At 69.7% G+C, this 25,425-nt stretch carries 24 protein-coding genes; 9 read left to right on the top strand and 15 right to left on the bottom strand.

Translation table 11 applies throughout. The features are described from left to right. Positions 1-19: 19 nt before the first annotated feature. A complete protein-coding gene (locus OHA58_RS24815; RefSeq protein WP_405481468.1) occupies positions 20-940 on the bottom strand; it encodes an SGNH/GDSL hydrolase family protein in 921 nt (306 codons plus the stop codon). A 380-nt stretch (positions 941-1,320) separates the two neighbouring features. Between OHA58_RS24815 and OHA58_RS24820 the strand changes: the two genes are divergently transcribed. Then, positions 1,321-1,815 carry a DUF3145 domain-containing protein gene (locus OHA58_RS24820; protein WP_116502271.1) on the top strand — a complete coding sequence of 165 codons (495 nt, stop codon included), beginning with the start codon at positions 1,321-1,323 and terminating at the stop codon, positions 1,813-1,815. A gap of 88 nt (positions 1,816-1,903) precedes the next feature. On the opposite strand, the gene OHA58_RS24825 is transcribed toward OHA58_RS24820, so the two are convergent. The 5 genes from OHA58_RS24825 to OHA58_RS24845 form a co-directional block, all read right to left on the bottom strand. Next, entirely contained in the window at positions 1,904-3,175 is a 1,272-nt protein-coding gene (locus tag OHA58_RS24825) for a beta-ketoacyl-[acyl-carrier-protein] synthase family protein (RefSeq protein WP_405481469.1), read from the bottom strand. Positions 3,176-3,258: 83 nt separating this feature from the next. Beyond that, entirely contained in the window at positions 3,259-3,507 is a 249-nt protein-coding gene (locus OHA58_RS24830) for an acyl carrier protein (RefSeq protein ID WP_100591921.1), read from the bottom strand. A 70-nt stretch (positions 3,508-3,577) separates the two neighbouring features. Then, a complete protein-coding gene (locus OHA58_RS24835; RefSeq protein ID WP_405481470.1) occupies positions 3,578-4,609 on the bottom strand; it encodes a ketoacyl-ACP synthase III in 1,032 nt (343 codons plus the stop codon). A gap of 17 nt (positions 4,610-4,626) precedes the next feature. Further along, positions 4,627-5,565 (bottom strand): ACP S-malonyltransferase, encoded by a 939-nt coding sequence (locus OHA58_RS24840; protein ID WP_227300322.1) that lies wholly within the window; start codon positions 5,563-5,565, stop codon positions 4,627-4,629. Positions 5,566-5,654: 89 nt separating this feature from the next. Further along, entirely contained in the window at positions 5,655-6,869 is a 1,215-nt protein-coding gene (locus tag OHA58_RS24845) for a CdaR family transcriptional regulator (protein WP_116502275.1), read from the bottom strand. Between the two features lie 97 nt (positions 6,870-6,966). Between OHA58_RS24845 and OHA58_RS24850 the strand changes: the two genes are divergently transcribed. Continuing rightward, positions 6,967-7,623 (top strand): pirin family protein, encoded by a 657-nt coding sequence (locus OHA58_RS24850; protein ID WP_405485155.1) that lies wholly within the window; start codon positions 6,967-6,969, stop codon positions 7,621-7,623. A gap of 57 nt (positions 7,624-7,680) precedes the next feature. On the opposite strand, the gene OHA58_RS24855 is transcribed toward OHA58_RS24850, so the two are convergent. Next, positions 7,681-8,490 carry a serine hydrolase domain-containing protein gene (locus OHA58_RS24855; RefSeq protein WP_405481471.1) on the bottom strand — a complete coding sequence of 270 codons (810 nt, stop codon included), beginning with the start codon at positions 8,488-8,490 and terminating at the stop codon, positions 7,681-7,683. 155 nt (positions 8,491-8,645) lie between these two features. Here OHA58_RS24855 and OHA58_RS24860 point away from each other — a divergent pair, with 155 nt between their 5' ends. Together OHA58_RS24860 and OHA58_RS24865 are read left to right on the top strand one after the other, a co-directional pair. Beyond that, positions 8,646-9,107, top strand: a complete 462-nt coding sequence (locus OHA58_RS24860; protein WP_405481473.1) for a MerR family transcriptional regulator — start codon at positions 8,646-8,648, stop codon at positions 9,105-9,107. Positions 9,108-9,112: 5 nt separating this feature from the next. After that, entirely contained in the window at positions 9,113-10,159 is a 1,047-nt protein-coding gene (locus OHA58_RS24865; RefSeq protein ID WP_405481474.1) for an aldo/keto reductase, read from the top strand. Between the two features lie 69 nt (positions 10,160-10,228). Here OHA58_RS24865 and OHA58_RS24870 read toward each other — a convergent pair whose 3' ends face one another. The 7 genes from OHA58_RS24870 to OHA58_RS24900 all read right to left on the bottom strand — a co-directional run bounded on the left by OHA58_RS24870 (position 10,229) and on the right by OHA58_RS24900 (position 17,932). Next, a complete protein-coding gene (locus tag OHA58_RS24870) occupies positions 10,229-11,446 on the bottom strand; it encodes an acyltransferase (protein ID WP_405481476.1) in 1,218 nt (405 codons plus the stop codon). After that, positions 11,443-12,573 (bottom strand): alpha/beta hydrolase, encoded by a 1,131-nt coding sequence (locus tag OHA58_RS24875; RefSeq protein ID WP_405481477.1) that lies wholly within the window; start codon positions 12,571-12,573, stop codon positions 11,443-11,445. The genes OHA58_RS24870 and OHA58_RS24875 overlap by 4 nt, the downstream gene beginning before the upstream one ends. A 186-nt stretch (positions 12,574-12,759) precedes the next feature. After that, positions 12,760-13,437: a response regulator transcription factor gene (locus OHA58_RS24880; protein WP_116502281.1), complete on the bottom strand. Its 678-nt coding sequence runs from the start codon at positions 13,435-13,437 to the stop codon at positions 12,760-12,762. 16 nt (positions 13,438-13,453) lie between these two features. After that, the gene (locus OHA58_RS24885) at positions 13,454-14,818 is read right to left on the bottom strand and encodes a sensor histidine kinase (RefSeq protein WP_405481478.1); all 1,365 of its coding nucleotides are present in this window, start codon (positions 14,816-14,818) and stop codon (positions 13,454-13,456) included. A gap of 166 nt (positions 14,819-14,984) precedes the next feature. Next, positions 14,985-15,842, bottom strand: coding sequence for a DUF4429 domain-containing protein (locus OHA58_RS24890; RefSeq protein ID WP_405481479.1), 858 nt, complete (start codon positions 15,840-15,842; stop codon positions 14,985-14,987). A gap of 76 nt (positions 15,843-15,918) precedes the next feature. Beyond that, complete coding sequence (locus tag OHA58_RS24895) at positions 15,919-17,127, bottom strand: alpha/beta hydrolase (RefSeq protein ID WP_405481481.1); 1,209 nt, start codon at positions 17,125-17,127, stop codon at positions 15,919-15,921. Positions 17,128-17,287: 160 nt separating this feature from the next. Then, positions 17,288-17,932, bottom strand: coding sequence for a TetR family transcriptional regulator (locus tag OHA58_RS24900; protein WP_405481482.1), 645 nt, complete (start codon positions 17,930-17,932; stop codon positions 17,288-17,290). Positions 17,933-18,047: 115 nt separating this feature from the next. On the opposite strand from OHA58_RS24900, the gene OHA58_RS24905 reads away from it, so the two are divergent. Next, positions 18,048-19,658, top strand: a complete 1,611-nt coding sequence (locus OHA58_RS24905; RefSeq protein ID WP_405481483.1) for an MFS transporter — start codon at positions 18,048-18,050, stop codon at positions 19,656-19,658. 271 nt (positions 19,659-19,929) lie between these two features. Further along, positions 19,930-20,301, top strand: coding sequence for a peptidase inhibitor family I36 protein (locus OHA58_RS24910; protein WP_405481484.1), 372 nt, complete (start codon positions 19,930-19,932; stop codon positions 20,299-20,301). Positions 20,302-20,380: 79 nt separating this feature from the next. Here the strand turns inward: OHA58_RS24910 and aceE are convergent, their stop codons facing one another. Beyond that, positions 20,381-23,128 carry a pyruvate dehydrogenase (acetyl-transferring), homodimeric type gene (gene aceE / locus OHA58_RS24915; RefSeq protein WP_405481485.1) on the bottom strand — a complete coding sequence of 916 codons (2,748 nt, stop codon included), beginning with the start codon at positions 23,126-23,128 and terminating at the stop codon, positions 20,381-20,383. Between the two features lie 437 nt (positions 23,129-23,565). Here aceE and OHA58_RS24920 point away from each other — a divergent pair, with 437 nt between their 5' ends. The 3 genes from OHA58_RS24920 to OHA58_RS24930 all read left to right on the top strand — a co-directional run bounded on the left by OHA58_RS24920 (position 23,566) and on the right by OHA58_RS24930 (position 25,400). After that, a complete protein-coding gene (locus tag OHA58_RS24920) occupies positions 23,566-23,997 on the top strand; it encodes a DUF3052 domain-containing protein (protein ID WP_405481486.1) in 432 nt (143 codons plus the stop codon). A 188-nt stretch (positions 23,998-24,185) separates the two neighbouring features. Further along, positions 24,186-24,644, top strand: a complete 459-nt coding sequence (locus tag OHA58_RS24925; RefSeq protein ID WP_100591938.1) for a peroxiredoxin — start codon at positions 24,186-24,188, stop codon at positions 24,642-24,644. A gap of 180 nt (positions 24,645-24,824) precedes the next feature. Then, a complete protein-coding gene (locus OHA58_RS24930; RefSeq protein WP_405481488.1) occupies positions 24,825-25,400 on the top strand; it encodes a TerD family protein in 576 nt (191 codons plus the stop codon). Positions 25,401-25,425: the final 25 nt, after the last annotated feature.

Consider the following 25,425-nt stretch of genomic DNA (forward strand, 5'->3'; position numbering starts at 1 on the left):
GCGCCCGGGAGCCCCCGGCTCAGGTGATCGGCTCCTTGGCCGTCACCCGGCGGTACGCCATCGCCGCGAGCCGCGACTGGCCGTCCTTGCTGGGGTGGAACCAGTCCCAGTGACTCAGCTGCCGCCCGTCGAACCGGTAGTCGAAGACCGCCCCGCCGTCGTACCGGCACCGCCGGTCCTTCGCGCACACGTCCTGGAGCACCTCGTTGTACGCCACCACCCGGTCCTGTACCGACGCCCGGCGCCGCGTCGCCGCCGCGGCGAGGTCGTCCGGGTCGGCCAGCATCGACGAACAGATGCCGAGCTTCCACACCTGCTTGCCCAGCGGGTTCGTCCGGCCCGCCGACCACAGGCGCTTGAGGTCCGGCACGCTCGACACATACACCTGCGCCTTGGGCACCTCGCGCCGCAGCGTGCGCATCGCGTCCTCGAAGTCGGCGCGGAACGTGTCGACCGGCGTCATCGAGGCGGGTGTCGGCCGGCACGCGTCGTTGGCCCCCGCCATCACCGTCACCAGGCCCGGCGACACCGCGGCCGCCTGCTCCATCTGCGCGGGAAGGTCAGCCATCCGGGCGCCGGTGCGCGCGTAGTTCCAACTGTGCGTGGCCGCTCGGTCCTTCCCCAGGAGCCGGACCGCGAGACTGCGCACCCCGGTGTCGGAACCGGTCGCCCACGACACCTCCGGGCAGTCCGTGAGGACCGAGCAGGCGTCGAAGCCGCGCGTGATGGAGTCGCCCACGGCGGCAACGGAGCGCGGGCTCGTGTCCCACGCGGGGGTGGGCTTCGGGGACGGCTTCGTACCGGCCGTACTGCCCTTCGGCCCTGGGGAGTTGCCGCCGATCGCGTCGCACGCGGCGAGGCCCGCGGCACCGAGCAGAACCGCCGTCACACCGGCGACGGCGGCCCGGACGGCAGCTGACCGGTGGCTTCGGATCCGCATCCCTTGTCCTTTCTCACCGCATCTGGCCGCTGCCGGCGCCTCTGTCGTCGAACGTGACGCCGTGCACCCCGCCGCGGTTGAGTCCCCGCGGGTGAAACGTCGGCGTTTGAGGGCACCGGGACCGACGGTACGTCACACTCCTTGCGCCGCCACACGGTAGCCTCGCCCCGTGGCGGTCCGGCCACTGCTGTCACGGCAGCGACAGGGCGGTCGGCCGACCCGGTGAAACCCCGCAGCACAGCTTCCGCTAAATTACATCACGTCACATCTGTCCCATTTTTTCCTGGTTCCCCTGGTTCAACTGGTCTTTGGGGAAAACTGCTCGGCACGGGCGCGAGGCCGCCGGGGAAGGCGAACCTCGTCCCACACTGGAGGTCCCGGTGACGACACGTGGAGTTCTGTACGTGCACTCCGCACCGCGCGCGCTGTGCCCGCACGTCGAATGGGCAGTCGCGGGCGTGCTCGGCGCGCGTATCAACCTCGACTGGATCCGCCAGCCGGCGGCGCCGGGAACCTGGAGATCCGAGTTCTCCTGGCGCGGTGAGGCGGGCACCGCCTCCAAGCTGGCGTCCGCGCTGCGCGGCTGGCAGCTCCTGCGCTTCGAGGTGACGGCGGAACCCTGCGCGACGGCCGAGGGCGAGCGCTACAGCGCCACCCCCGAACTGGGCATCTTCCACGCCGTCACCGGCATCCACGGCGACATCCTCATCCCCGAGGACCGGCTGCGCGCCGCGCTCGCCCGCTCCAAGGGCGGCGAGACGGACCTGGAGGCCGAACTCGCCAAGCTCCTCGGCAAGCCCTGGGACGACGAACTGGAATCCTTCCGCTACGCGGGCGAGGGCGCTCCGGTGCGGTGGCTGCACCAGGTGGTGTGAGGCGTTCAGACGTAGTGGTTCGCAGTTGCCGAAGGGGCCCCCACCGTGATGGTGGGGGCCCCTTCCGCTACGTACGTGTACGCGGGGGTCAGACCGAGCGGAACGCCAGCACGACGTTGTGTCCGCCGAAGCCGAACGAGTCGTTCAGCGCGGCGATGCGGCCATCGACGGGCAGCTTGCGAGCCTCACCGCGGACGATGTCGGCGGCAGCCTCCGCCTCCGGGTCGAGGTTCTCGACGTTGATCGTCGGCGGAGCCACCCGGTGGTACAGGGCGAGCACCGACGCGACCGACTCGATACCGCCGGCGCCGCCGAGGAGGTGGCCCGTCATCGACTTGGTGGCGGAGACCGCCATGTGGTCGGTGTCGTCGCCGAAGACCTTGCGCAGCGCCTTGAGCTCGGCCACGTCACCGGCCGGCGTCGAGGTCGCGTGCGCGTTCACGTGCACGATCTCGGCCGGGTCCAGGTCGGTGTTGTCGAGCAGGTTCTGCAGGGCTTGCGAGATGCCGCGGCCGCCCGGCTCCGGCTGGACGATGTCGTGGCTGTCGGCGGAGATGCCCTGGCCGACCGCCTCCGCGTAGACGCGGGCACCGCGCTTGGCGGCGTGCTCGGCGGACTCGAGGATCAGGACACCGGCGCCCTCACCGAGGACGAAGCCGTCCCGGCCGACGTCGTAGGGGCGCGAGGCGCCCTGCGGGTCGTCGTTGTTCTTGGACATCGCCATCATGTTGCCGAAGGCGGCGATGGGCAGCGGGTGGATGGCGGCCTCGGTGCCACCGGCGACCACGACGTCTGCACGGCCCGTGCGGATCATCTCGATCGCGTAGCCGATGGCCTCGGCGCCGGACGCGCAGGCGGAGACCGGGGTGTGCACACCCGCGCGGGCGTTCACGGCCAGGCCGACGTTGGCCGAGGGACCGTTCGGCATGAGCATCGGGACGGTGTGCGGGGAGACGCGGCGTACGCCCTTCTCCTTCAGCACGTCGTACTGGTCGAGGAGCGTCGTCACGCCGCCGATGCCGGAGGCGATGACCGCGCCGAGCCGGTCGGGGTCGACGGCGGGGTCCTCACCGGCCTTGTCGGTGTAACCGGCGTCGGCCCAGGCCTCCTTGGCCGCGATCAGCGCGAACTGCGCCGAGCGGTCCAGGCGACGGGCCTGCGGGCGCGGGATGATCTCGCTCGGTTCCACGGCGATCTGCGCCGCGATGCGGACCGCTTGGTCGGCGGCCCACTCCTGTTCGAGGGGACGGACACCGGAACGACCGGCGACCAGACCCTCCCAGGTGGACGTCGCGTCGCCACCCAGCGGTGTGGTTGCGCCGATACCGGTGACGACCACGGTGCGATTGGTCGGGCTCACAGGAATTCTTTCTCCAACGGATGCGAGGGATTCAGCGGCGCCACCGCCGGGTGGCGGAGCGGCAGCACTAGGCGAGCTGTTGATCAGGCCTGGTGCTTGACGATGTAGTCGGTGGCGTCACCGACGGTCTTGAGGTTCTTGACGTCGTCGTCCGGGATCTTGACGTCGAAGCGCTCTTCGGCGGCGACGACGACCTCGACCATGGACAGCGAGTCGACGTCCAGGTCGTCGGTGAAGGACTTGTCCAGCTGGACGTCCTCGACCGGGATGCCGGCGATCTCGTTCACGATCTCCGCGAGACCGGCGACGATCTCTTCCTGAGTGGCGGCCATGTTGGCGCTCCTTCTTATGTATCCAGAGGGTGTGGCGGCGTTTCCGCCCGGAGTGATCCGGACGGTCTGCCTAGGGGAGGGTAACGACCGTGGCGGCGTAGACGAGACCCGCCCCGAAGCCGATGACGAGGGCGGTGTCGCCGCTCTTCGCCTTCCCGGTCGCCAGAAGCCGCTCCATCGCGAGCGGAATCGAGGCGGCCGAGGTGTTGCCGGTGGTCTCGATGTCACGGGCGACCGTGACATGCTCCGGCAGTTTCAGAGTCTTCACCATCGAGTCGATGATCCGCATGTTTGCCTGGTGCGGAATGAAGACGTCCAGGTCGTCCGCGCTGATCCCGGCCGCGTCCAGCGCCTGCTGGGCGACCTTCGCCATCTCGAACACGGCCCAGCGGAACACCGCCTGGCCCTCCTGCGTGATCGCAGGGAACTTGATGTCGCCCTTGCTGTCGAGCGGCAGCTTCGACACATCACCGACGCGGAACTCGTCCCACGGCACGGTCTGCTTGATCGTCTCGGACTTGTCGCCCTCGGAACCCCAGACGGTGGGGCCGATGTGCGGCTCCTGCGAGGGGCCCACGACGACGGCGCCGGCGCCGTCACCGAACAGGAAGGCCGTCGCGCGGTCCTCCAGGTCGGTCAGGTCGCTCAGCCGCTCCACGCCGATCACCAGCACATACTCGGCGCTGCCCTCGACGATCATGCCCTTGGCGAGGGTCAGGCCGTAGCCGAAGCCCGCGCACCCGGCGGAGATGTCGAACGCGGCCGCCTTGGCGGTGCCGAGCTTGTCCGCGATCTCGGTGGCGATGGCCGGGGTCTGCTTGAAGTGCGACACGGTCGACACGACCACGGCGCCGATCTGCTCCGCGCTGATCCCGGCGTCCGCGATGGCCTTGCCGGAAGCCTCGATCGACATCGCGGCCACGGTCTCCGAGTCGGAGGCCCAGTGGCGCGTCGCGATGCCCGAACGGGAGCGGATCCACTCGTCGGACGAGTCGATCTTCTCGAGGATCACCTCGTTCGGCACGACCCGCGTCGGCCGGTAGCCGCCGACGCCCATGATGCGCGCGTACGGGGCGCCCTGACTGGGCTTGATCTTCGACATGCTCTCGGGGCTCCTTGTCAGGCCGTCTGCGTGTCCGCCGCGGCGGAGGAGTGCTCGGCGATCAGGGCGCGGGCTGCGTCGAGGTCGTCGGGGGTCTTGAGGGCGAGGGTCTTCACACCGGGCAGGGCGCGCTTGGCGAGACCGGTGAGGGTGCCGCCCGGGCACACCTCGACGAGCGCGGTCACGCCGAGCTCCTTGAAGGTCTCCATGCACAGGTCCCAGCGGACCGGGTTGGCCACCTGGCCGACCAGGCGCGAGACGACCTCGGCACCGGTGGCGACCGTCCGGCCGTCCTTGTTCGACACGTACGCGACCGTGGGGTCGGCGGGCGTCAGGGCCTGGGCGGCCTCTTCCAGCTTCGCCACCGCGGGAGCCATGTGGCGGGTGTGGAACGCGCCGGCCACCGTCAGCGGCACGACCCGGCGTACGCCCTCGGGCTTGTCGGCCTCGAGCGCGGCGAGTTCCTCAAGGGTGCCCGCGGCCACGATCTGGCCGGCGCCGTTCACGTTCGCCGGGGTCAGACCCAGCTTCTCCAGGTGCGCGACGGTGACCTCCGGGTCGCCGCCGAGCAGGGCGGACATACCGGTCTTGGTCACGGCGGCCGCATCGGCCATGGCCAGGCCGCGCTTGCGCACGAGTTGGAGGGCGGCGGTGTCGTCGAGAACCCCGGCGAAGGCCGCCGCGGTGATCTCGCCGACACTGTGGCCCGCGACGGCGTCAGGAGCGATGTCGCCGAGTGCAGCGGCCGACAGGAGTCCGGCCGCGACGAGCAGAGGCTGAGCGACGGCCGTGTCACGGATCGCGTCCGCGTCGGCCTGCGTGCCGTAGTGGGCAAGGTCGAGCCCGATGGCGTCCGACCACGCGGCGACGCGGTCTGCGGCACCGGGGAGGTCGAGCCAGGGAGTCAGGAAGCCGGGCGTCTGAGCGCCTTGGCCGGGAGCGACGAGTACGAGCACTCTCACACTCTCTCTTGTGGACGGCCACGGCCGCCCGTGGGGACAGGGACGAAGAACCGAAGGGGGAATTGTAGACCCCCGACAAAAGGCTACGACTGAGGATCCGCGTCGGCCAGGCGCCCCAGGATCAGCGCGATCCGCAGCGTGAACGCCGACCTGACATCGGAGGGTGACCAGCCGGTGACGTCTGTCACACGTCGGAGCCGGTAGCGGACGGTGTTCGGGTGGACGAAGAGCATCCGGGCCGCTCCTTCGAGGCTGCTCGCCTGTTCCAGATAGACGCTGAGCGTCTCCAGAAGAGCCGAGCCGGCCTCCTCGAGCGGTCTGTAGATCTCCTCCACCAACTGCTCGCGCGCGGCAGGGTCGCTCGCGATCGCCCGCTCCGGAAGGAGATCATCCGCCAGAACGGGGCGCGGAGCGTCCTGCCACGCCCCGCACGCCTTGAGCCCGGCGGCCGCGGCCTGCGCCGACCTGGTGGCGGCGAGCAGGTCCGGCACCACGGGGCCGGCCACCACAGGACCCGCCGCGTACGGGCCGATCAGCGACTTCGCGACCTGGAGCGGATTGTTGTTGCCGCCCGCGATGACCACGAGACGGTCCCCGAGTACCCCGGTCAGGACCTGGAGCTTGGCGTGCCGGGCGGCCCGCCGGATCGCCTCGACCGTCAGCTCACTGTCCCCTTCTGGAGCGGTGCCGAGCACCACGCACACGTGCTCCGGCGAGTTCCACCCGAGCGCCGCGGCCCTGCTGACGGCACCCTCGTCGGCCTCGCCCGAGAGAACCGCGTTGACCACCAGGGACTCCAGGCGGGCGTCCCACGCGCCTCGCGCCTCGGCCGCCTGCGCGTAGACCTGGGCGGTCGCGAAGGCGATCTCCCGTGCGTAGACGAGCAGCGCCTCACGCAGGATCGACTCGTCGCCGGGCGCCGCCACCTCGTCGATCGCGGACTCCATGACCTCGATGGTCGTGCGGACCATCTCCACGGTCTGGCGCAGCGTGATGGCCCGGGTCAGCTCGCGCGGCGCGGTGCCGAACACGTCGGTCGAGATCGCCTGAGGGGCGTCCGGGTGCCGGAACCACTCGGTGAAGGCCGCGATCCCGGCCTGCGCGACCAGCCCGATCCAGGAGCGGTTCTCCGGTGGCATCGCCCGGTACCACGGCAGCGTCTCGTCCATGCGCGTGATGGCCTGCGCGGCGAGGCTCCCGGACGACTTCTCCAGGCGCTTCAGGGTCGCGGAGTGCGGGTGGGGGTTCGCACGGCGGTCGCGATGGTCCGGGGCTTCGTTCGCTGAGGGTTCGGGCACGGGGACAAGACTGCCTTATCGGGACGGCTCAGCGGAGTGGAGGGTGCAAGGTGGCCGCGCGGACGTTTCCGTTCGGGGGTCTACCGTGTACGGCGTGATGGATGTACGTCGCTCCGGCGACCGGTACCCCGGCGGCGAGCCGGACGCCGGAATCGAGTCGTTCCACGCCTTCTCCTTCGGGCCCCACTACGACCCCGACAACCTGCGCTTCGGGTCGATCCTGGCCTGCAACGAGGAGCGCCTCGCGCCGGGCGCGGGCTTCGACGAGCATCCGCACAGCCACACCGAGATCGTCACCTGGGTCGTCTCGGGCCGGCTCACCCACCGCGATTCGACGGGGCACGAGTCCGTGGTCGCACCCGGTGATGTGCAGCGCCTCAGCGCGGGCGGCGGAGTGCGCCATGTCGAGCGCAACGACGGCCCCGACCCGCTCGTCTTCGTCCAGATGTGGCTCGCGCCCCTGGAGCCGGGCGGCGACCCGGTCTACGAGGTCGTGCACGGCATCGCCGACTCCACCCCCTACGACGTGCCCGAGGCCGGCTCCCTGCTGCATGTGCGCCGCCTCGGACCGGGGGAGCGAGCCGCCGTCCCGGACGCAGCCCAGGTGTACGTCCATGTCGTCCGCGGTGAAGTGGTGCTCGGCGGTGAGGAGTTGGGTCCGGGCGACTCGGTCAGGATCGCCGGGGAATCCGATCTCGAGGCCGTGGCGTCAGGATCGGCGGAACTGCTGCTGTGGGAGATGGCCGCCCGCTGAGGTCATCCTTGCGAACGGCCGCGCGCCCCTCGGGCGTGACCCCTCACGCCCGACCCCTCACACCTCGGCGAGCACCGCGTCCGTGAAGGGGGGCCACACCTCGGCCGCCCACGGCCCGAAGGCCCGATCGGTCAGCGCCACACATGCGACACCCGCGTCGGGGTCGACCCACAGGAACGTGCCCGACTGCCCGAAGTGCCCGAACGTCCGCGGCGACGACGAACTGCCCGTCCAGTGCGGCGACTTGGAGTCCCTGATCTCGAACCCGAGCCCCCAGTCGTTCGGGTTCTGGTGCCCGTACCCCGGAAGTACGCCCTTGAGGCCCGGGTACTGCACGGTCATCGCCTCGGCGACGGTGCGCGGATCGAGCAGGCGGGGAGCCTGCACCTCGGCGGCGAATCGTGCCAGGTCGTCCACCGTCGACACCCCGTCCTTGGCGGGCGAGCCCTCCAGGGTGGTCGAGCTCATCCCGAGGGGCTCGAGAACCGCTTGATGGAGATACTCCGCGAACGGGATCTCCGTCGCCTTCGCGATGTGGTCCCCGAGCACCTCGAACCCCGCATTCGAGTACAGCCGCCGTGTGCCGGGCGCCGATGTCGCCCGGTGCTCGTCGAAGGCGAGCCCGGAGGTGTGCGCGAGGAGGTGGCGCACCGTGGAACCCTCGGGGCCGGCCGGGTCGTCGAACTCGATCGCGCCCTCTTCGTAGGCGACGAGGGCCGCGTAGGCGGCGAGCGGCTTGGTGACCGAGGCCAGCGGGAAACGATGGGCCGTCGGGCCGTGCGCCCCGAGGACCGTGCCGTCCGCGCGGACGACGGCTGCGGCGGCGGTCGGGACCCGCCAGTTCTCGATCATCGCAAGGCTCTGCATGGCCACGAGCCTAACGGGCCCCGCGAGGACACCCCCTCTGCGCCCATGGGCCGGGCCGAACCGTCGCGCGGGCCGAATCACATCGGCGGACGCCGTCCGGAATTCCTCCCCGATGTGCTTGCTTGGAGTGCACTTCAACGTTCTAGCGTGGGGGCATGACGGTGATGGAGACCACCCCCGCACCCAGCAAGGCCGACGTCTGCGCATCGGGCCCCACCGCTCACCCGCGCCCGGACGGCCAGGACCACTACACGATCAGCGAGGTCGTGGCCTTCACCGGACTGACCGCCCACACGCTGCGCTGGTACGAGCGGATCGGGCTCATGCCCCACGTCGACCGCTCGCACACGGGCCAGCGCCGCTACAGCAACCGCGATCTCGACTGGCTCGCCTTGGTCGGCAAGCTGCGGCTGACCGGGATGCCGGTGGCACACATGGTCCGCTACGCCGAACTCGTGCGGGTCGGTGAAAACACGTTCGAGGAGCGCCGCGAGCTTCTCGAATCGACGCGCAGGGACGTGTTGTCCCGGATCGCCGAACTCCAGGACACCTTGTCCGTACTCGATTTCAAGATCGACTTCTATGCGGGCGCCCGGCGGGCGTCGGAGAGGGCCTGAACCGCATGAGCAGCACGGAGCAGACGCAGCACACGGGGGAGCCGCAGCGGATTTCCACTGTGGAGTTGGGAAACAACGGGCCCTTGGTGGGCGTGCAGGGCCTCGGCTGCATGGGCATGAGCTGGGCCTACGGTCCGACGGACGCCGACGAGGCGCGGGCCACCCTGGAGCGGGGCCTGGAACTCGGCGTCACCTTGTACGACACCGCCGACGCCTATGCCGCCGGCGAGAACGAGAAGTTCCTTGCTCCCTTCCTCAAGGTGCACCGTGACGAGGTGGTGCTGGCCACCAAGTTCGCCCTGGGCGTGGACCCGAGCGACCCCACGAAGCGCATCATCAACAACGATCCCGCGTACATCCGCGCCTGCATCGACGCCAGCCTCCAGCGTCTCGGCGTCGACACCATCGACCTCTACTACATGCACCGCCGCGATGTGCACGTGCCGATCGAGGAGACCGTCGGCGTGATGGCCGAACTCGTCGCCGCCGGCAAGGTCAAGCACCTCGGCCTCAGCGAGGTCACCGGCGGCGAACTGCGCGCCGCCCAGGCAGTCCACCCGATCGCCGCCCTCCAGTCCGAGTGGTCGCTGTTCAGCCGCGACATCGAGAAGGAGGTCGTGCCGACCGCCGCCGAACTGGGCGTGGCCCTCGTGCCGTACTCGCCGCTCGGGCGAGGCTTCCTCACCGGTTCCTTCGTCAGCGCCGACAAGGAGCTCGATCCGGACGACTTCCGCCGCCAGCAGCCCCGCTTCACCGGCGACAACGCCGCCGCCAACGCGGCTCTGCTCGCGCCGGTGCGCCAGGTCGCCGAGGCACATGGCGCCTCCCTCGGCCAGATCGCCCTGGCCTGGGTGCAGCAGCAGTCGCAGGCCTTCGGACTCCCCGTCGTCCCGATCCCCGGCACCCGCAAGCGCAGCCGCATCGAGGAGAACGCCGCGGCCACCCGCATCACCCTCACCGACGACGAACTCGCCCTGGTCGCCCCCATCGCTTCCCAGGTCGCGGGCAACCGCTATGCCGACATGACCTTCACCTCGGCGGGGCGCGAGTAACAACCCGGAGCCACCTGCCAGGTCCGTCGCCGGGGGCATCTCCTGCCCCGGCGGCGACCGGCCGGCACCTCACGCGAGCCCCAGGGCGAACACGGCGAACCCCGCTGCCAGCAGCCCGGCCAGCGCCCGCCGTGCATGAGTCGCCCGCTTCCAGGGAGCCTCGAAGCCCCGCGTGTACCTGCCGATCAGCACGAGCAGCCCCGCGAAGACCGGAAGCCACGCGATCCTCGCCGCTATCCAGCCCAGCGAGTCCGGACTCGTCGTCAGCCCCGGTATCGCGCCGGCGAAGGAACCGGGTATCGCCGCTGTCAGCAGCGCGGTCTGATGCCAGCAAAGGATCGTCATCGCCGAGAGATTGATGACGACGACCGGCGCCCACAGCGCGGGCCGCCGCAGCAGCCTGCCGATCCGGTCCCGCAGGAGCATCGCCGCACCGCTCTGCGCGGCCGCCAGTGCGAGCACGAGCAAGGACGGCGGATGGGAGTTCGTCCGCGCCTCGCCCGGCACGCCCACCATCGACTCCGGGTAGTGGAACGCGAGGAGCAGCGTCGCGAACAGGGCCGCGCCGCCGATCAGCAGCGCCCACGCGCCACGCCTGCCGATCCTCTTCTCGCCCCAGCAGACGCCCAGTTGGTAGGCGAACATCCAGCCGGGGAGCAGATTGAGCAGGCTCAGCCAGGACGGCATGGCGTCCGCATACGGCCCGTAGCGCAGGAAGTCGATCACGGCTACGGACCCGAGCAGCGGCGCCGCCGCCCACGCCCCCAGTTTTCGGGCGGCGCGTACGCAGTACGGCGTGAGCGCGGTGATCACCGTGTAGATGCCCACGAACCACAGCGGCTGTATCACCAGCGTCGATCCTGTGTGGAGGGTCTTCTCCGGCACCCCCAGCGTGTACAACGCGGGGATCAGCGCGGCGCATACGGCCGTCACCCCGAGGACCGGGCGGCCCAGGCGAGCCAGCCGGCCACGCAGCCAGGCGCTCGTCGACCCGCCCGCCTCCAGCGTCCGCCGGTACGACAGAACGGATGCGTATCCCCCCACCAGGAAGAAGATGCCGAGCATCTGCAGCACCCAGCTGATCGGGGCGAGGAATCCGAAGGAGGACAGCGGGCTCGCGTTGTGCAGCGCGCCCTGGCCGTCGAGGGAGAAGCCGCCGAGGAGCCAGTGGCCCATCGGCACGGCGAGCAGCGCAAGCGCGCGCAGTCCGTCTATCGCCCGGTCCCGGTGGGCCGGTGTCTTCGCGTCGATGGCGGACGCGGTCCTGCGCAAGGTCGCGATACTCATGAGGTGGCTCCGGTGGCGATGCGGGTGAAGGCTCGCAGCGAGTCCGTGCCCGGCGCGAAGTAGCCGGTGTGGCCCTCGGCGTGGTGGGCCGGAATGCGGCGGGCGCCGAAGGAGGGGGCGGTGGGGTCGGTGCCGTGGCCCAGGCCGAACAACTCGACGTTCGGCACGCGGCCGATCCAGTCGCTGTCGTCTCGCGCGGCCCAGACCCGGGCCTTGGTGCGCAGATCGGCCACCGTGTCCGCGCGCAGACCCGGGGAGCCGAGCACCACGAGGTCGGACGCGGGCAGCCGGGCGGCGGAGAGTCCACAGACCACCGATCCGTAGCTGTGGCAGAACACTGCGGGACGCGGCGCGCCCGAGGCCGTCAGGCCCTGGACGAAGCGGGTCAGCCTCGGCGCGCCCGCCTCGGCGAGCCGGCCGGTGGCGGCGTCGGGTCCCAGGCCGACAGGCGTCGTGTACCCCACCCACGCCACGACCGCAGTGCGGCCGCCTGACGCCTCGTACAGCGAGCGGGCCATCCCCGCCGGAGTGCCGTACGGATCCTTGGCACGGTCGAACGAGCTCAGGTCGATGTCCGAGCCGGGTACGACGACGGAAACATGATTGGCGTCCGCCAAGTCTCCGAATACCTCGGCCACTTGGCCGCGGCCTCGCGGGTCGAAGGCCAGTATCTGCCGCCCAGGCTCCAGAAGTTCGGTGTATCGCGTGACGAGGAAGCGGGCCTGCGCGTGGTCCTGCGCCGTGAGCGACGCGTCCTCCGCACGCGCCCGGACTCGGTCGCGCTCGGTTTTCAGCGCACGGGTGTTGGCCTCGTAGCGAAGGTCCGCCGGAACGCCGTCCAGATTGCCGACCACGGTCGGATGCCGCTCGATCAACTCCTGTCGCTCGGCGTCGTCCAACCCGCGGAAGAACGCTGTCACCTGGGCGGGCTTCGCGGTCGCCGGATCGGGCAGCCCGACACCGAGCGCATGGTCCGCACGCCAGGATGCCGCGCCGGGCGGCGGTCCGGTGAGGGGGCTCTGCTCGCTGCCGACGGCCCAGCCCGTCGTGCCCGCCACGACAGTCGTCGTGAGCGCGGCGGCGACCAGTGTCCTACGGCCGCGTTGTTTCCATGAGCGCAGGCGCATCGCCCGTCTCCCCTCCGTCTGGTGGCGTGACGAGGGGAAGGTAGGGAGACGACGCCCGGCTCCACGTCACACCGGGGAGCCAACTCTCGGGTGATACCCGGGTATTCGGAGGTGCTACTCAGGTAGGGGGTGCGCCGTGAAGACCCGCGCTGACCTGGGCGCGGCAGGTGATACCGGAGCCTGGGCCTATTGGTCGCCGGGCGTGACGAGGCCGGTCTCGTAGGCGAAAATCACGGCCTGCGCCCGGTCCCGCAGCCCCAACTTCGCGAGCACGCGGCCGATATGGGTCTTCACGGTCTGCTCCGCGAGCACCAGCTTTTCCGCGATCTCCTGGTTGGACAGGCCCCGGGCGATGAGTTCCAGGACCTCGGTCTCGCGTGGCGTCAGACAGTTCAGCTCCGGCGAGCGGTCCCTGCGGCCGGACGGGCGCTGCCTCGCGATGTCCTCGATGAGCCGGCGCGTGACCGTCGGGGCGAGCAGCGCCTCTCCGGCGGCCACCACGCGCACCGCAGCGATGAGATCGGCCGGCGGGGCGTCCTTGAGGAGGAAACCCGAAGCGCCCGCGCGCAGCGCCTCGTACACATAGTCGTCCACGTCGAACGTGGTGAGCATCAGGACCTTGGGGCGGTGGATCACGCCCGGTGGAGGGTCGAGGAGCGCGCGGGTCGCGGCGATCCCGTCCATCTCGGGCATCCGCACGTCCATGAGGACGACATCGGGATGTGTGGTCCGGCTGACCTCGACGCCCTGCTTGCCGTCCGGAGCCTCGCCCACGACGTCGATGTCGCTCTGCGCGGCCAGCAGCGCAGCGAACCCCGCTCGCACCATGGCCTGGTCGTCGACAATGATCACGCGGATGGTCATGCGGTGCCGAATTCCTTTACGACGAGGGGGAGTCGGACTCGGCCAGTGGGAGTCGGGCCGCGACGCGGAAGCCTCCCCCGGGCAGCGGGCCCACGTCGAGTGTGCCGCCGACCAACCGTACGCGCTCGTGCATCCCGATGAGACCGTGTCCCGTGCCGGTCGTCTCCACGGGCGACGTACGCTCGCCCGCCGGGCCGTTGACCACGATCACCAGCAGGGCGTCCTCGTCCTTGGAGACGGAGATCTGCGTACGGGCACCGGGAGCGTGCCGCACGACATTGGCCAGGGCCTCCTGCACGATGCGGTATGCCGAGAGGTCCACCGCGGGCGGTACATCGGTCAGCTCCCCGACCAGGGCCAGCTCGGGCATCGACAACTCCGCCGGGACACCGCCCCGTACCGTGGCCTCCACCAGTTGCTGAAGTCGGCCGAGACCCGGCTGGGGCGCACGCTCACCACCCGTCGCGTCCTCGCTGCGCAGCACCGCGAGGAGTCGCCGCATCTCAGCGAGCGACTCCCTGGCACCCGCCGCTATCGAGCCGAACTCCTCGCACGCCTCGGGCGTCAGGCCCTGAAGCCGGTACGGAGCGGAGTCCGCCTGCACCGTGATCACCGACATGTGATGAGCCACCACGTCGTGCAACTCCCGCGCGATACGCGCACGTTCCTCAAGAAGGGTGCGCCGGGAACGCTCGGCCTCGTTGATCGTCTCCTGCTCGACGAGTCTGCGCTGCGCTTCCCCGCGCTCGCGCAGCAATGCCCCGAACAGCAGCACCCCACCGCTCAGCACGATCATCAGCACGCTCGTGGCCTGGCTGTCCGAGGGACGGAACATGTCGAGGACGAGTCCGGACGCCACCGTGACCAGCCAGACCCCCAGGACCGTGCGTCTGCCCTCCCGCAGGGACAGGACGAAGCACAGGGCCAGATATCCCACGATGACCATGGGGGTCCAGGGCGCGGCGTGATGGGAGGCCGAAGCCTGGATGACGATCGCCCCGACGATGTCCGCGACGATCACGATGCCCCACGCGAGCAGCGGCCGACTGACGGCGAGCATCAGGGGAGCGGCCTGTGCGACCGCCAGGGCGCCGGCGAGACCACCGGGGACCCCGTAGTCGTTCGACAGGACCTGGGTGGTGACCGGGATCAGTGAGGCGACGAAGCCCAATGCGATCACATAGGGGACCAGCCGCACCCAACGCCTCGACGACCGGCCGAGCAGAGGCTCGGCCGGTCCCGCGGGAGCGGCGAGCGACGCCCCGGCCGCCAGCAGCCCGCCGAGGACGGTGGCGAACACGCGACGCAGGCCCGCCGGCGGTGCGGCCTTGCCGTCCGGCGGGCGGGGCTCCTGGTCAGGTGCAGTCGATGTGGTGCTCATGGCCTGCTCAGCGTAGGCAACAACCACCCGCGGCGCCGTCATACCGAGGAGCTCACCGGACCCCGTACCCAGGTATGACATGAAGGGCCCGTCGACGGACACCGAACCTCGACGAGGCCACCTGCGCCCGGCCGCACCCGGAGCCGCACCCCATGCCGGGGCCGCCCTACAGCTCCGCCAGCAGCTCGGCCTTCTTCGTCGAGAACTCGGCGTCGGTGACGAGGCCCGCTTGGTGCAGCTCGCCCAGGTGACGGATGCGGTCGGCGATGTCCGCGGGGTCACGCCGGGCAGGGGAGGCGCCGGACGCGGGCACGGCCGAGACCCCGGCCCGTACGGCGGCGAGGATGGACGCGGCGAAGGGCAGCGACTCGTGCACGGGCCCGTACCCGAGACCGAAGATCACGGCGGCCGGGTCCTGGTCGGCCTGGGCGGGCTGCTCGGACGTGTCGCGGCGCAAAAGTCGGAGATGGCCCTCGAAGACCTCGGGCGAGCGCCATTCGACGCCGCTCAGATCCGAGACGGGAAAGCTCTTGTCGCCGGCCTTCCACTTCGCGGACGACGCCCCGGTCCAGAACCATCGGAAAGCCACGGACTTGCCGTCGAAGGAGGCCTTGCCGTCGTAGGCCTTGAAGTGCAGCGGCGCCTCGGGTGCCGCCACCAGATAGCGGCCCGCTGGTCCGCCGTCGTTCAGGGCCAGCACGCCGCGCAGCTCGTCCGCGTAGTACTCGGCGAGTGTCTCGCGCTCGGCGGGCAGGACCAGCCGGTAGGGGTCGCACCCCTCCTTGAGCTGTCCCGCGGCCGCGTCCATCAGCGGATCGGCGCCCGGTCTCGGCACGGCGCGCAGGACGACGGTCCCACGCTTGCCGGGAGTGAGTGTCACCGCCGTGATCGCCTCATAGGGGATGCGGCGCTCACCGAGTGCATTCAGCAGCTTCGGCGTGCGGATTCCCCGTTCGAAGCGGATGAGCACGGAGTCGGACTCGAACTCCCAGGCGGCATGAAATCCGGCCAGTACGTCACCCATGCGGCTCATCGTATGCGGCACGCGCGCCTCCGTCCCCTGTTGCGTCGTGCCCCTGTTTCACCGATTTCTACGCGCGTCAGGCAGACGCGGCGCCGGAAGATCCGTCACGACAGGTGTCATGCCCGGTCGCACATCGCAGGGTGCGGTACGAACCGACGCCGATGTCGGCGAAGTTGCTGAGGCTCTCCGTACCGGGCTCGAAATAGCCGGTGTGCCCACGTGCGCCGGCTGCCGACAGGACCCGGGCGCCGAAGCCCCGGGAGACGGGGTCGGCGCCGTGGCCGATCCCGCCGACCTCCAGATACGGCACGTCCTGGATCCAGTCGTCGCTGTCCCGCATCGCCCACACGCGCGCGTGGGTACCCAGTTTCGAGGCCTTCCCGGCGCGCATGCCGGGGCTGCCGGCCACCGCTATGTCGCTCACTCGGGAGGGCAGCTTGCGTGCGGCGACACCGCACACCACGGAGCCGTAACTGTGGCAGTACAGGGCCACGGGGGTGCGGCCCGGCAGGGCGCGCACCAGGGCGTTGAGCCGGGTGGCGCCCTCCTCCGCGCGCATCGCGGTGGCCGCGTCGACGCCGAGACCTGCGGGCGTCGTGTAGTCGGCCCAGGCGATCACGGCGGTCCGTGTGCCGGGTCCGGCGGTGCGCTCCGCGTTGTACAGGGAGCGAGCCATGCCGACGGGCGCCGAGTACTTGCGGACGGTCCGCTGGAACGTGAGGAGGTTGGTGTCGACTCCGGGGACCACGACCGAGACGCGCTGGGCCTTGTCGAGGTCCCCGAAGACCTCGGCGACGCGGCCGGTGCCCAGGGGGTCGAAGGCGAGGATCTTGCGGTCGGGGCGCATCAGCGACGCGTACCGGTTCATGCGCTGGCCGGCGTCGTGCTGTCCCGCGGCGGAGAGCCGGTTGTCGTGCGTGCTCTTCCGCGCCACCTTGCGTGCCTGGTCGAGGGCGATGCGGTTGGCGCGGTAGCGCAGTTCCACCGGCGCGCCGTTCATGTTGCCGACGGCGAGCGGGTAGTGGGTGGCGATCCGGGTGCGCTGTTGGCTGGTGAGTGAGGCGAAGAACTGCGCGAGGCGGGCGGGCGAGCCGTCCGGGTCCGGCAGGGCGCGCCCGTTGAGGTGGCCGTGTTCCCACGCCGTGATGGCGGCGTTGACCGGCGAGGTGACGCCCTTGTGGCGCACGGCGGTCCAGCCGGTGGTCGCCAGCATGACGAACACGACGGCCAGTGCGAGCAGTGCGCGCCAGACGCTGAGTTGCGGGGATGAGTCGAAGGAAGTCACTGCGGGACACCCTAGGAGAACCGCGGACCAACCCACGAAATCGGTGAGGCAGATCACGTTTCCAGTAGGGCAATTAGGGCAAAACGGACCTAGCTTGGGTGGTGGCGTCACACTCTGTAGGTGCCGATTACGCCCCTCGCGCGCGGGAGTGCACGGTCGGTCACTCTGTGCGCCACTTCCCCGCCAACACCGGCCCCAGTTGGTCGAGATATGACTCCGTGACCTCGCGGATCGACTCGACGCTGATGTCCTCGCCGGCGCCCCACAGCCGCCCGGCCATGCGCATCACGCCACTGAACGCGGCCACTGTCACGCGGGGGCGCAGGTCCGTCTCCACGTCGAGGCCCTCGCGCTCGGCGATCACGCGCGCGATCTCCTCCTCCAGCTCCGTGGAGCGGCGCAGGTGGACGGCGATCAAGGAGGGGGTGGATTCGATCATCTGGTAGGTGCGCATGTGGAGTTCGACCGGAACGACCTCCTCGATGGGCTCGCCGAGGGTGTCCCATGCATCGAGCACGGCACCGCGCAGGGCCTCGAACGGGCTGTCGGCCGCAGGGCGTTCGCGCAGGAGGGTGACGAAGCGGGACTCCACCATGTCCTGGACCGCGAACGCGGTCTCCTCCTTGCTGGTGAAGTACCGGAAGAAGGTGCGCTGCGAGACGTCGACAGCCTCCGCGATTTCGTCAACCGTCGTGTGGTCGTACCCCTTTGTAGTGAAGAGCTCCAGCGCGGAGCGCAGCAGGGCGTCGCGGGTGCGCTGCTTCTTGCGTTCCCGTAGTCCTGAACGCGCTTCCTGCGTCTTCACTCGCGCCCCTCTTTGCGTCTGTTTGCCCAGCTCAGCTTACCTGTGAGCAACGTGACAGTTACCGACTTGTGAATTGGTTTGTCAACTGTCAGTCGCTGTCATTAGCCTCGAACGCATGACTAGTCAGACCACCGTCGACAAGGCGGACAAGGCTCCGGAGCCCGTGTCCGTTCCGGCCCCGGCCAAGGGGCTTCGCGGCCACCCCTGGCTGACGCTGTTCTCCGTCGCGATCGGCGTGATGATGGTCGCCCTCGACGGCACCATCGTGGCCATCGCCAACCCGGCCATCCAGAAGGACCTCGGCGCGAGCTTCGCCGACGTCCAGTGGATCACCAACGGCTACTTCCTCGCCCTCGCGGTCACGCTGATCACCGCGGGCAAGCTCGGCGACCGGTTCGGTCACCGGCAGACCTTCCTCATCGGCGTGATCGGGTTCGCTGCGGCCTCGGGGGCCATCGGCCTGTCGGACAGCATCGCCCTGGTGGTCACCTTCCGGGTGTTCCAGGGCCTGTTCGGCGCGCTCCTGATGCCGGCCGCGCTCGGCCTCCTGCGGGCCACCTTCCCCGCAGAGAAGCTGAACATGGCGATCGGCATCTGGGGCATGGTGATCGGCGCCTCGACCGCGGGCGGCCCGATCCTCGGTGGGCTGCTCGTCCAGCACGTCAGCTGGCAGTCCGTCTTCTTCATCAACGTCCCCGTCGGCGTCATCGCCCTCGTCCTCGGGCTCCTGATCCTCAAGGACCACCGCGCCGAGAACGCGCCGCGATCCTTCGACATCCTCGGCATCGTGCTGCTCTCCGGCGCGATGTTCTGCCTGGTCTGGGCGCTCATCAAGGCCCCGACGTGGGGTTGGGGCGACGGCCTGACCTGGACGTTCCTGGCGGCCTCCGTGCTGTGCTTCGCGCTCTTCGCGATCTGGGAGACGCGCATCAAGGAGCCGCTGATCCCGCTGGCTCTGTTCCGCTCGGTGCCGCTGTCGGCCGGTGTGGTCCTGATGGTGCTCATGGCCATCGCCTTCATGGGCGGGCTCTTCTTCGTCACCTTCTATCTGCAGAACGTGCACGGCATGAGCCCTGTCGACTCCGGTCTGCACCTCCTGCCGCTGACCGGAATGATGATCGTGGGCTCGCCGCTGGCCGGCGCGATGATCACGAAGGTGGGTCCGCGTATCCCGCTCGCGGGCGGCATGCTGCTCACCGCCGTCGCCATGTACGGCATGTCCACGCTGGAGTCGGGCACGGGCAGCGGCGCCATGTCGCTGTGGTTCGCCCTCCTCGGCCTGGGCCTGGCTCCCGTCATGGTGGGCGCCACCGAGGTCATCGTGGGCAACGCCCCGATGGAGCTCTCCGGCGTCGCGGGCGGCCTCCAGCAGGCCGCCATGCAGATCGGCGGAAGCCTCGGCACCGCTGTGCTCGGCGCCGTGATGGCCTCGAAGGTGGACAACGACCTCGCGGGCAACTGGACCGACGCCAAGCTTCCGCCGCTCACGCCTGCCCAGCTGGACCAGGCGTCCGAGGCGGTCCAGGTCGGCGTGGGCCCGGTCCCGAAGGGCACCCCGGCCGCGCTCGCCGAGAAGATCACCTCGGTCGCGCACGACACCTTCATCTCCGGCATGAGCCTGGCCTGCCTGGTCGCCGCGGGCGTCGCCGTCGTGGCGATCTTCGTCGCGCTGCTGACCAAGCGCGGGGCGAACGCGGAGGCGGGCGCGGGGGCCGCACACATCTAGCGCGCATCGGGGGAAGCCCCTCGGAGAACACCCTCGTCGGGGGCAGCATCCATCGGGAAAGCCGCCCCTCGGGGGAAACCCGCAGACCACCCCCGAACCACCCTCGCACGCACCCCGAAGTGCCCTCAGGGAAATCCTGGGGGCATTTCGCTTATCCGAGTGATCTGCTCCGTCAGCTCTTCCCGTCCGATCGCCCGCCGGTTCAGAGTGCAGACAAGTGACCGGCACGACACGGGGGTTGATCGATATGGGTACGAGGATGCGCGCCGCGATGGGTACGACGCTGCCGATGACGGCCGCGGCCGCGCTGGCGGCCGTCCTGCTGACACCGGTTCATGCGGGCGCCGCCGCCCCGCCGACATCGGGGGACTGCGCGGCGGGGGAGCTGTGCCTGTGGGAGAAGCCGGAGTTCAAGGGGCACCGGCAGGCGTACGAGCTGTCCGGGATCGACATCGAGAGCTGCATCGCGCTGCCGGAGGGGGGCAGCGCGCAGGCTCTCGCCAATCGCACCGGACGGCCGGTCACGGCCTATCAGTCCGCCGAGTGCGCCGAGACGGGGGAGTTCCAGACCTATCCCGGCAGCGGCACATGGGCGCCCCAATCCCCTTACCGGGTAAGGGCGTTCAAGGTCTGGGAGCGCTGAGATGAAAGAAAGCGAGGTGCGGTGCGGCCCCCGTGGCCGCACCGCACCTCGAACCTCTACGACCGTCGGGACCAGGCCCCTACGCGTCGCCGCCCGCAGGGCCGGGGTCGGCCGCCGTGACGTCGAGGAGCTGGTAACGGTCGATCGCCTGCTTCAGGACCGAGCGGTCGACCTTGCCCTCCCGGGCCAGCTCCGTGAGCACACCCACCACGATCGACTGGGCGTCGATGTGGAAGAAGCGCCGGGCCGCGCCGCGCGTGTCCGCGAAGCCGAAGCCGTCCGCGCCGAGCGACTGGTACGTGCCCGGCACCCAGCGGGAGATCTGGTCGGGCACGGACCGCATCCAGTCGGAGACCGCGACGAACGGGCCCTCCGAGCCGGACAGCTTCTGCGTGACATAGGGGACGCGCTGGTCCTCGTCGGGGTGCAGCAGATTGTGCCGCTCCACCTCGACGGCCTCGCGGCGCAGTTCGTTCCAGGAGGTCGCCGACCAGACGTCCGCCTTGACGTTCCACTCCGTGGCGAGGATCTGCTGCGCCTCCAGGGCCCACGGCACCGCGACACCCGAGGCGAGGATCTGCGCCGGGATGGTGCCCGAAGTGCCCGGGCTGAAGCGGTGGATGCCCTTGAGGATGCCCTCCACGTCGACATCGGCGGGCTCGGCCGGATGCTGCAGCGGCTCGTTGTAGACGGTGAGGTAGTAGAAGATGTCCTCGCCGTGCGGGTGCTCAGCGGTGGCGCCGTACATCCGTCGCAGACCGTCCTGCACGATGTGCGCGATCTCGAAGCCGAAGGCCGGGTCGTAGGCGACACAGGCCGGGTTGGTCGAGGCGAGCAGCTGCGAGTGACCGTCCGCGTGCTGCAGACCCTCACCGGTCAGGGTCGTCCGGCCGGCGGTCGCGCCCAGCACGAAACCGCGCGCCAGCTGGTCGGCCATCTGCCAGAACTGGTCACCAGTGCGCTGGAAACCGAACATCGAGTAGAAGACGTAGACCGGGATCAGCGGCTCACCATGCGTCGCGTACGCCGATCCCGCGGCGATCAGCGAGGCCGTGCAGCCCGCCTCGGAGATGCCGTCGTGCAGCATCTGGCCCGTCGGCGACTCCTTGTACGCGAGCAGCAGGTCGCGGTCCACGGACTCGTACTGCTGGCCGAGCGGGTTGTAGATCTTCGCGCTCGGGAAGAACGAATCCATGCCGAACGTGCGGTACTCGTCCGGCGCGATCAGCACGAAGCGGCGGCCGATCTCCTTGTCCCGCATGAGGTCCTTGAGCAGCCGGACGAACGCCATGGTGGTGGCGATCGACTGCTGGCCGGAGCCCTTCTTCACACTCGCGTACGTCTTGTCGTCGGGGAGCGCCAGCGGCTTGGACCGCACGACACGGGTCGGCACATAGCCGCCGAGCGCGTGCCGGCGGTCGTGCATGTACTGGATCTCCTCCGAGTCGCGGCCCGGGTGGTAGTACGGCGGGGCGCCGTCCTCGAGCTGCTTGTCGGTGATCGGCAGGTGCAGCCGGTCGCGGAAGCCCTTGAGGTCGTCGACCGTCAGCTTCTTCATCTGGTGGGTCGCGTTGCGGCCCTCGAAGTTGGGGCCGAGGGTCCAGCCCTTGACCGTCTGCGCCAGGATGACCGTCGGCTGGCCCTTGTGCTCCTTGGCCGCCTGGAAGGCCGCGAAGATCTTCTTGTGGTCGTGGCCGCCGCGCCCCAGGTGCAGGATCTGGTCGTCGGTCATGTTCTCGACCATCGCGCGCAGCCGGTGGTCGCCGCCGAAGAAGTGGTCGCGGATGTACGAGCCGGGCTCGGTGGCATACGTCTGGAACTGGCCGTCGGGCGTGGTGTTCAGCTTGTTCACCAGGACGCCGTCGCGGTCCTGCGCGAGCAGCGGGTCCCAACTGCGGTCCCAGACCAGCTTGATGACGTTCCAGCCGGCGCCGCGGAACTGCGACTCCAGTTCCTGGATGATCTTGCCGTTGCCGCGCACCGGGCCGTCGAGACGCTGCAGGTTGCAGTTCACCACGAAGGTCAGGTTGTCGAGGCCCTCACGGGCCGCGATCGACAGCTGGCCGAGCGACTCGGGCTCGTCCATCTCGCCGTCGCCGAGGAAAGCCCAGACGTGCGACGCGGAGGTGTCGGCGATGTCGCGGGCCTGCATGTAGCGGTTCATCCGCGCCTGGAAGATCGCGCCCAGCGGGCCGAGGCCCATGGAGACGGTGGGGAACTCCCAGAAGTCCGGCATCAGCCGGGGGTGCGGGTACGACGACAGGCCGTACGGAGCCTTCGACTTCTCCTGGCGGAAGGAGTCGAGCTGGCCCTCGGTGAGGCGGTCCAGGAGATACGCGCGGGCGTAGATGCCCGGCGACGCATGGCCCTGGAAGAAGATCTGGTCGCCGCCCTTGCCGTCGTCCTTGCCGCGGAAGAAGTGGTTGAAACCCACGTCGTAGAGCGAGGCGGAGGAGGCGAAGGTGGCGATGTGGCCGCCCACTCCGATGCCGGGGCGCTGGGCGCGGGAGACCATCACCGCGGCATTCCAGCGGGTCGCGTTCAGGACCTTGCGCTCGATCTCCTCGTTGCCGGGGAAGAAGGGCTCGTCCTTGGTCGCGATCGTGTTGATGTAGTCCGTGCTGCGCATCTCGGGCACGGCCACACGCTTCTCGCGGGCGCGCTCGATCAGCCGGAGCATCAGGTAGCGGGCCCGCTCGCGCCCGCGCTCGTCGACGGCGGCGTCGAGGGAGTCGAGCCATTCCCGGGTCTCTTCGGGATCGAAGTCCGGGACCTGGCTGGGGAGGCCGCCAATGATGATCGGATTGCGATCGGATCCGGAAACCACGCTGTTCCTTCACTGTCGGTCGAGATGTGCAATTGGGGTGCAATGGGGCTGCGCCGCTCCCCATCGTGTACCTCGGGGGCACAATCGTCATCTCTACCGCGGGGTAATCGGAGTGATTCCCCGGGGTTCCCCGGGCGGGTGCGGCCAAATCGCAACGATACGCTCATGTGGTTCACCAGTTTCGTGAGGCCGTTCGGCTGAGGTGGACGACCGTCATCCGCAGGGTGGGCAAATCCGACAGAACGGTGTGGCATACATCACCGGCCTGCGGGGATCCTTGACTGAAGATGCGGTGACACCGCCTGGAACGTCACCGTTTCGGCGGTCTCGGGGGCCGGGTACTTGCGCGATCCGCCCCGCCCGTGTGGACTACGGCCAACGCTTCGCGCTCGCGCGAAGCCGCAGACAACTTCGTAAACATGATCAGGAGGCAATCCGTGAGCGCGACCGCGGACCACGCGGAGACGAACCTTGCCGTAAGGCTTGGGTTCCAGCCCGACCAGGTGGTCCAGGAGATCGGCTACGACGACGACGTCGATCAGGAGCTCCGCGAGGCTATTGAACAGGCCATCGGCTCCGAGCTCGTCGACGAGGACTACGACGACGTGGCTGACGCCGTGGTGCTCTGGTTCCGCGAGGACGACGGGGACCTTACTGACGCTCTGGTGGATGCCATCGCGTACATGGAAGAAGGCGGTTCCATCCTTCTCCTGACGCCGAAGACCGGGCGTGACGGTTACGTCGAGCCGAGCGAGATCGGCGAGGCCGCCACCACTGCCGGGCTCTCGCAGACCAAGAGCATCAGCGTGGGCAAGGACTGGGCCGGTAGCCGCCTTGTCACGCCGAAGGCGGCCGCCAAGAAGCGCTAGCCGACGAAAGACCCCAGCAGACACTCCGTGCGGCCCCCGCCGACGCCATGACGCGTCGACGGGGGCCGCACGCTTGCCCGGGCCACGTGGCCACGTGGGGTCCCGCGCCGGGGCCCCACGCCGGGGTACCGCCCTCGGCGCCTAGGCTGGGCCTCACCCGAACGGCTCCACGGAAGGAAAGCTTGACCATGACGATCGAGGTCGGCACGAAGGCTCCGGATTTCGAGCTCAAGACGCAGCACGGCGAGACCGTGCGGCTCTCGGACTTCCGGGGTGAGAAGAACGTGGTGCTGCTCTTCTACCCGTTCGCCTTCACCGGCGTCTGCACCGGCGAGCTGTGCGCCCTGCGCGACGAGCTGCCGAAGTTCGTCAACGACGACGTCCAGCTGCTCGCCGTGTCGAACGACTCGCCGTTCAGCCTGCGCGTCTTCGCCGAGCAGGAGGGCCTCGAGTACCCGCTCCTGTCGGACTTCTGGCCGCACGGCGAGGCCTCGCGCGCGTACGGCGTCTTCGACGAGGAGAAGGGCTGCGCGGTGCGCGGCACCTTCATCATCGACAAGGAGGGCGTGGTCCGCTGGACCGTCGTCAACGGCCTGCCGGACGCCCGCGACCTCAATGAGTACGTCAAGGCGATCGACACCCTCTGACCCCTCAGGGGTCACACGGGAGTGGTTCGCGCATCTCTCGGGGATGTCCCGGGGATGACACCCTGGGATTCTTCGGGTGCGGAGCCTGTGGCTGCCGGGAACCGGTCACTAGGATCCAGACGTTGATCCGATACCAATGCACGACGGGGCTCCCCGCCCCCGACACCAATGGGAGGACTCGTGGGAGTCAGTCTCAGCAAGGGCGGCAACGTATCGCTGACCAAGGAGGCTCCTGGCCTGACCGCGGTCATCATCGGCCTCGGGTGGGACGTCCGTACCACCACCGGTACGGACTTCGACCTTGACGCCAGCGCCATCCTGACGAACGCGGAGGGCAAGGTCAGCAGTGACGCCAACTTCGTGTTCTTCAACAATCTGAAGAGCCCGGACGGCTCGGTCGAGCACACCGGCGACAACATCACGGGTGAAGGTGAGGGTGACGACGAGCAGATCAAGGTCAACCTCGCCGGCGTCCCGGCCGATGTGGACAAGATCGTGTTCCCGGTCTCCATCTACGACGCCGAGAACCGTCAGCAGTCGTTCGGCCAGGTGCGCAACGCGTTCATCCGCGTCGTGAACCAGGCGGGCGAGGCGGAGATCGCCCGGTACGACCTCTCCGAGGACGCCTCGACGGAGACCGCCATGGTCTTCGGCGAGCTGTACAGGAACGGCGCGGAGTGGAAGTTCCGCGCCATCGGCCAGGGTTACGCCTCCGGTCTGCGCGGCATCGCGCAGGACTTCGGCGTCAACGTCTGAGCCGAGCACGACCGCATGACCGTCC

Source organism: Streptomyces sp. NBC_00009, from assembly GCF_045040855.1.
GTDB classification, from domain to species: Bacteria; Actinomycetota; Actinomycetes; order Streptomycetales; family Streptomycetaceae; genus Streptomyces; species Streptomyces aureus.

Bases quoted from the DNA above. Each gene is read 5' to 3' on its own strand.
- OHA58_RS24830 (WP_100591921.1), bottom strand. From the start codon at position 3,507: ATGGCCGCCACTCAGGAAGAGATCGTCGCCGGTCTCGCGGAGATCGTG.
- OHA58_RS24880 (WP_116502281.1), bottom strand. From the start codon at position 13,437: ATGACCATCCGCGTGATCATTGTCGACGACCAGGCCATGGTGCGAGCG.
- OHA58_RS24890 (WP_405481479.1), bottom strand. From the start codon at position 15,842: ATGGGTGACGTACTGGCCGGATTTCATGCCGCCTGGGAGTTCGAGTCC.
- OHA58_RS24870 (WP_405481476.1), bottom strand. From the start codon at position 11,446: ATGAGTATCGCGACCTTGCGCAGGACCGCGTCCGCCATCGACGCGAAG.
- OHA58_RS24910 (WP_405481484.1), top strand. From the start codon at position 19,930: ATGGGTACGACGCTGCCGATGACGGCCGCGGCCGCGCTGGCGGCCGTC.
- OHA58_RS24865 (WP_405481474.1), top strand. From the start codon at position 9,113: ATGAGCAGCACGGAGCAGACGCAGCACACGGGGGAGCCGCAGCGGATT.
- OHA58_RS24875 (WP_405481477.1), bottom strand. From the start codon at position 12,573: ATGCGCCTGCGCTCATGGAAACAACGCGGCCGTAGGACACTGGTCGCC.
- OHA58_RS24815 (WP_405481468.1), bottom strand. From the start codon at position 940: ATGCGGATCCGAAGCCACCGGTCAGCTGCCGTCCGGGCCGCCGTCGCC.
- OHA58_RS24905 (WP_405481483.1), top strand. From the start codon at position 18,048: ATGACTAGTCAGACCACCGTCGACAAGGCGGACAAGGCTCCGGAGCCC.
- OHA58_RS24860 (WP_405481473.1), top strand. From the start codon at position 8,646: ATGACGGTGATGGAGACCACCCCCGCACCCAGCAAGGCCGACGTCTGC.
- OHA58_RS24885 (WP_405481478.1), bottom strand. From the start codon at position 14,818: ATGAGCACCACATCGACTGCACCTGACCAGGAGCCCCGCCCGCCGGAC.
- OHA58_RS24855 (WP_405481471.1), bottom strand. From the start codon at position 8,490: ATGCAGAGCCTTGCGATGATCGAGAACTGGCGGGTCCCGACCGCCGCC.
- OHA58_RS24835 (WP_405481470.1), bottom strand. From the start codon at position 4,609: ATGTCGAAGATCAAGCCCAGTCAGGGCGCCCCGTACGCGCGCATCATG.
- OHA58_RS24850 (WP_405485155.1), top strand. From the start codon at position 6,967: ATGGATGTACGTCGCTCCGGCGACCGGTACCCCGGCGGCGAGCCGGAC.
- OHA58_RS24925 (WP_100591938.1), top strand. From the start codon at position 24,186: ATGACGATCGAGGTCGGCACGAAGGCTCCGGATTTCGAGCTCAAGACG.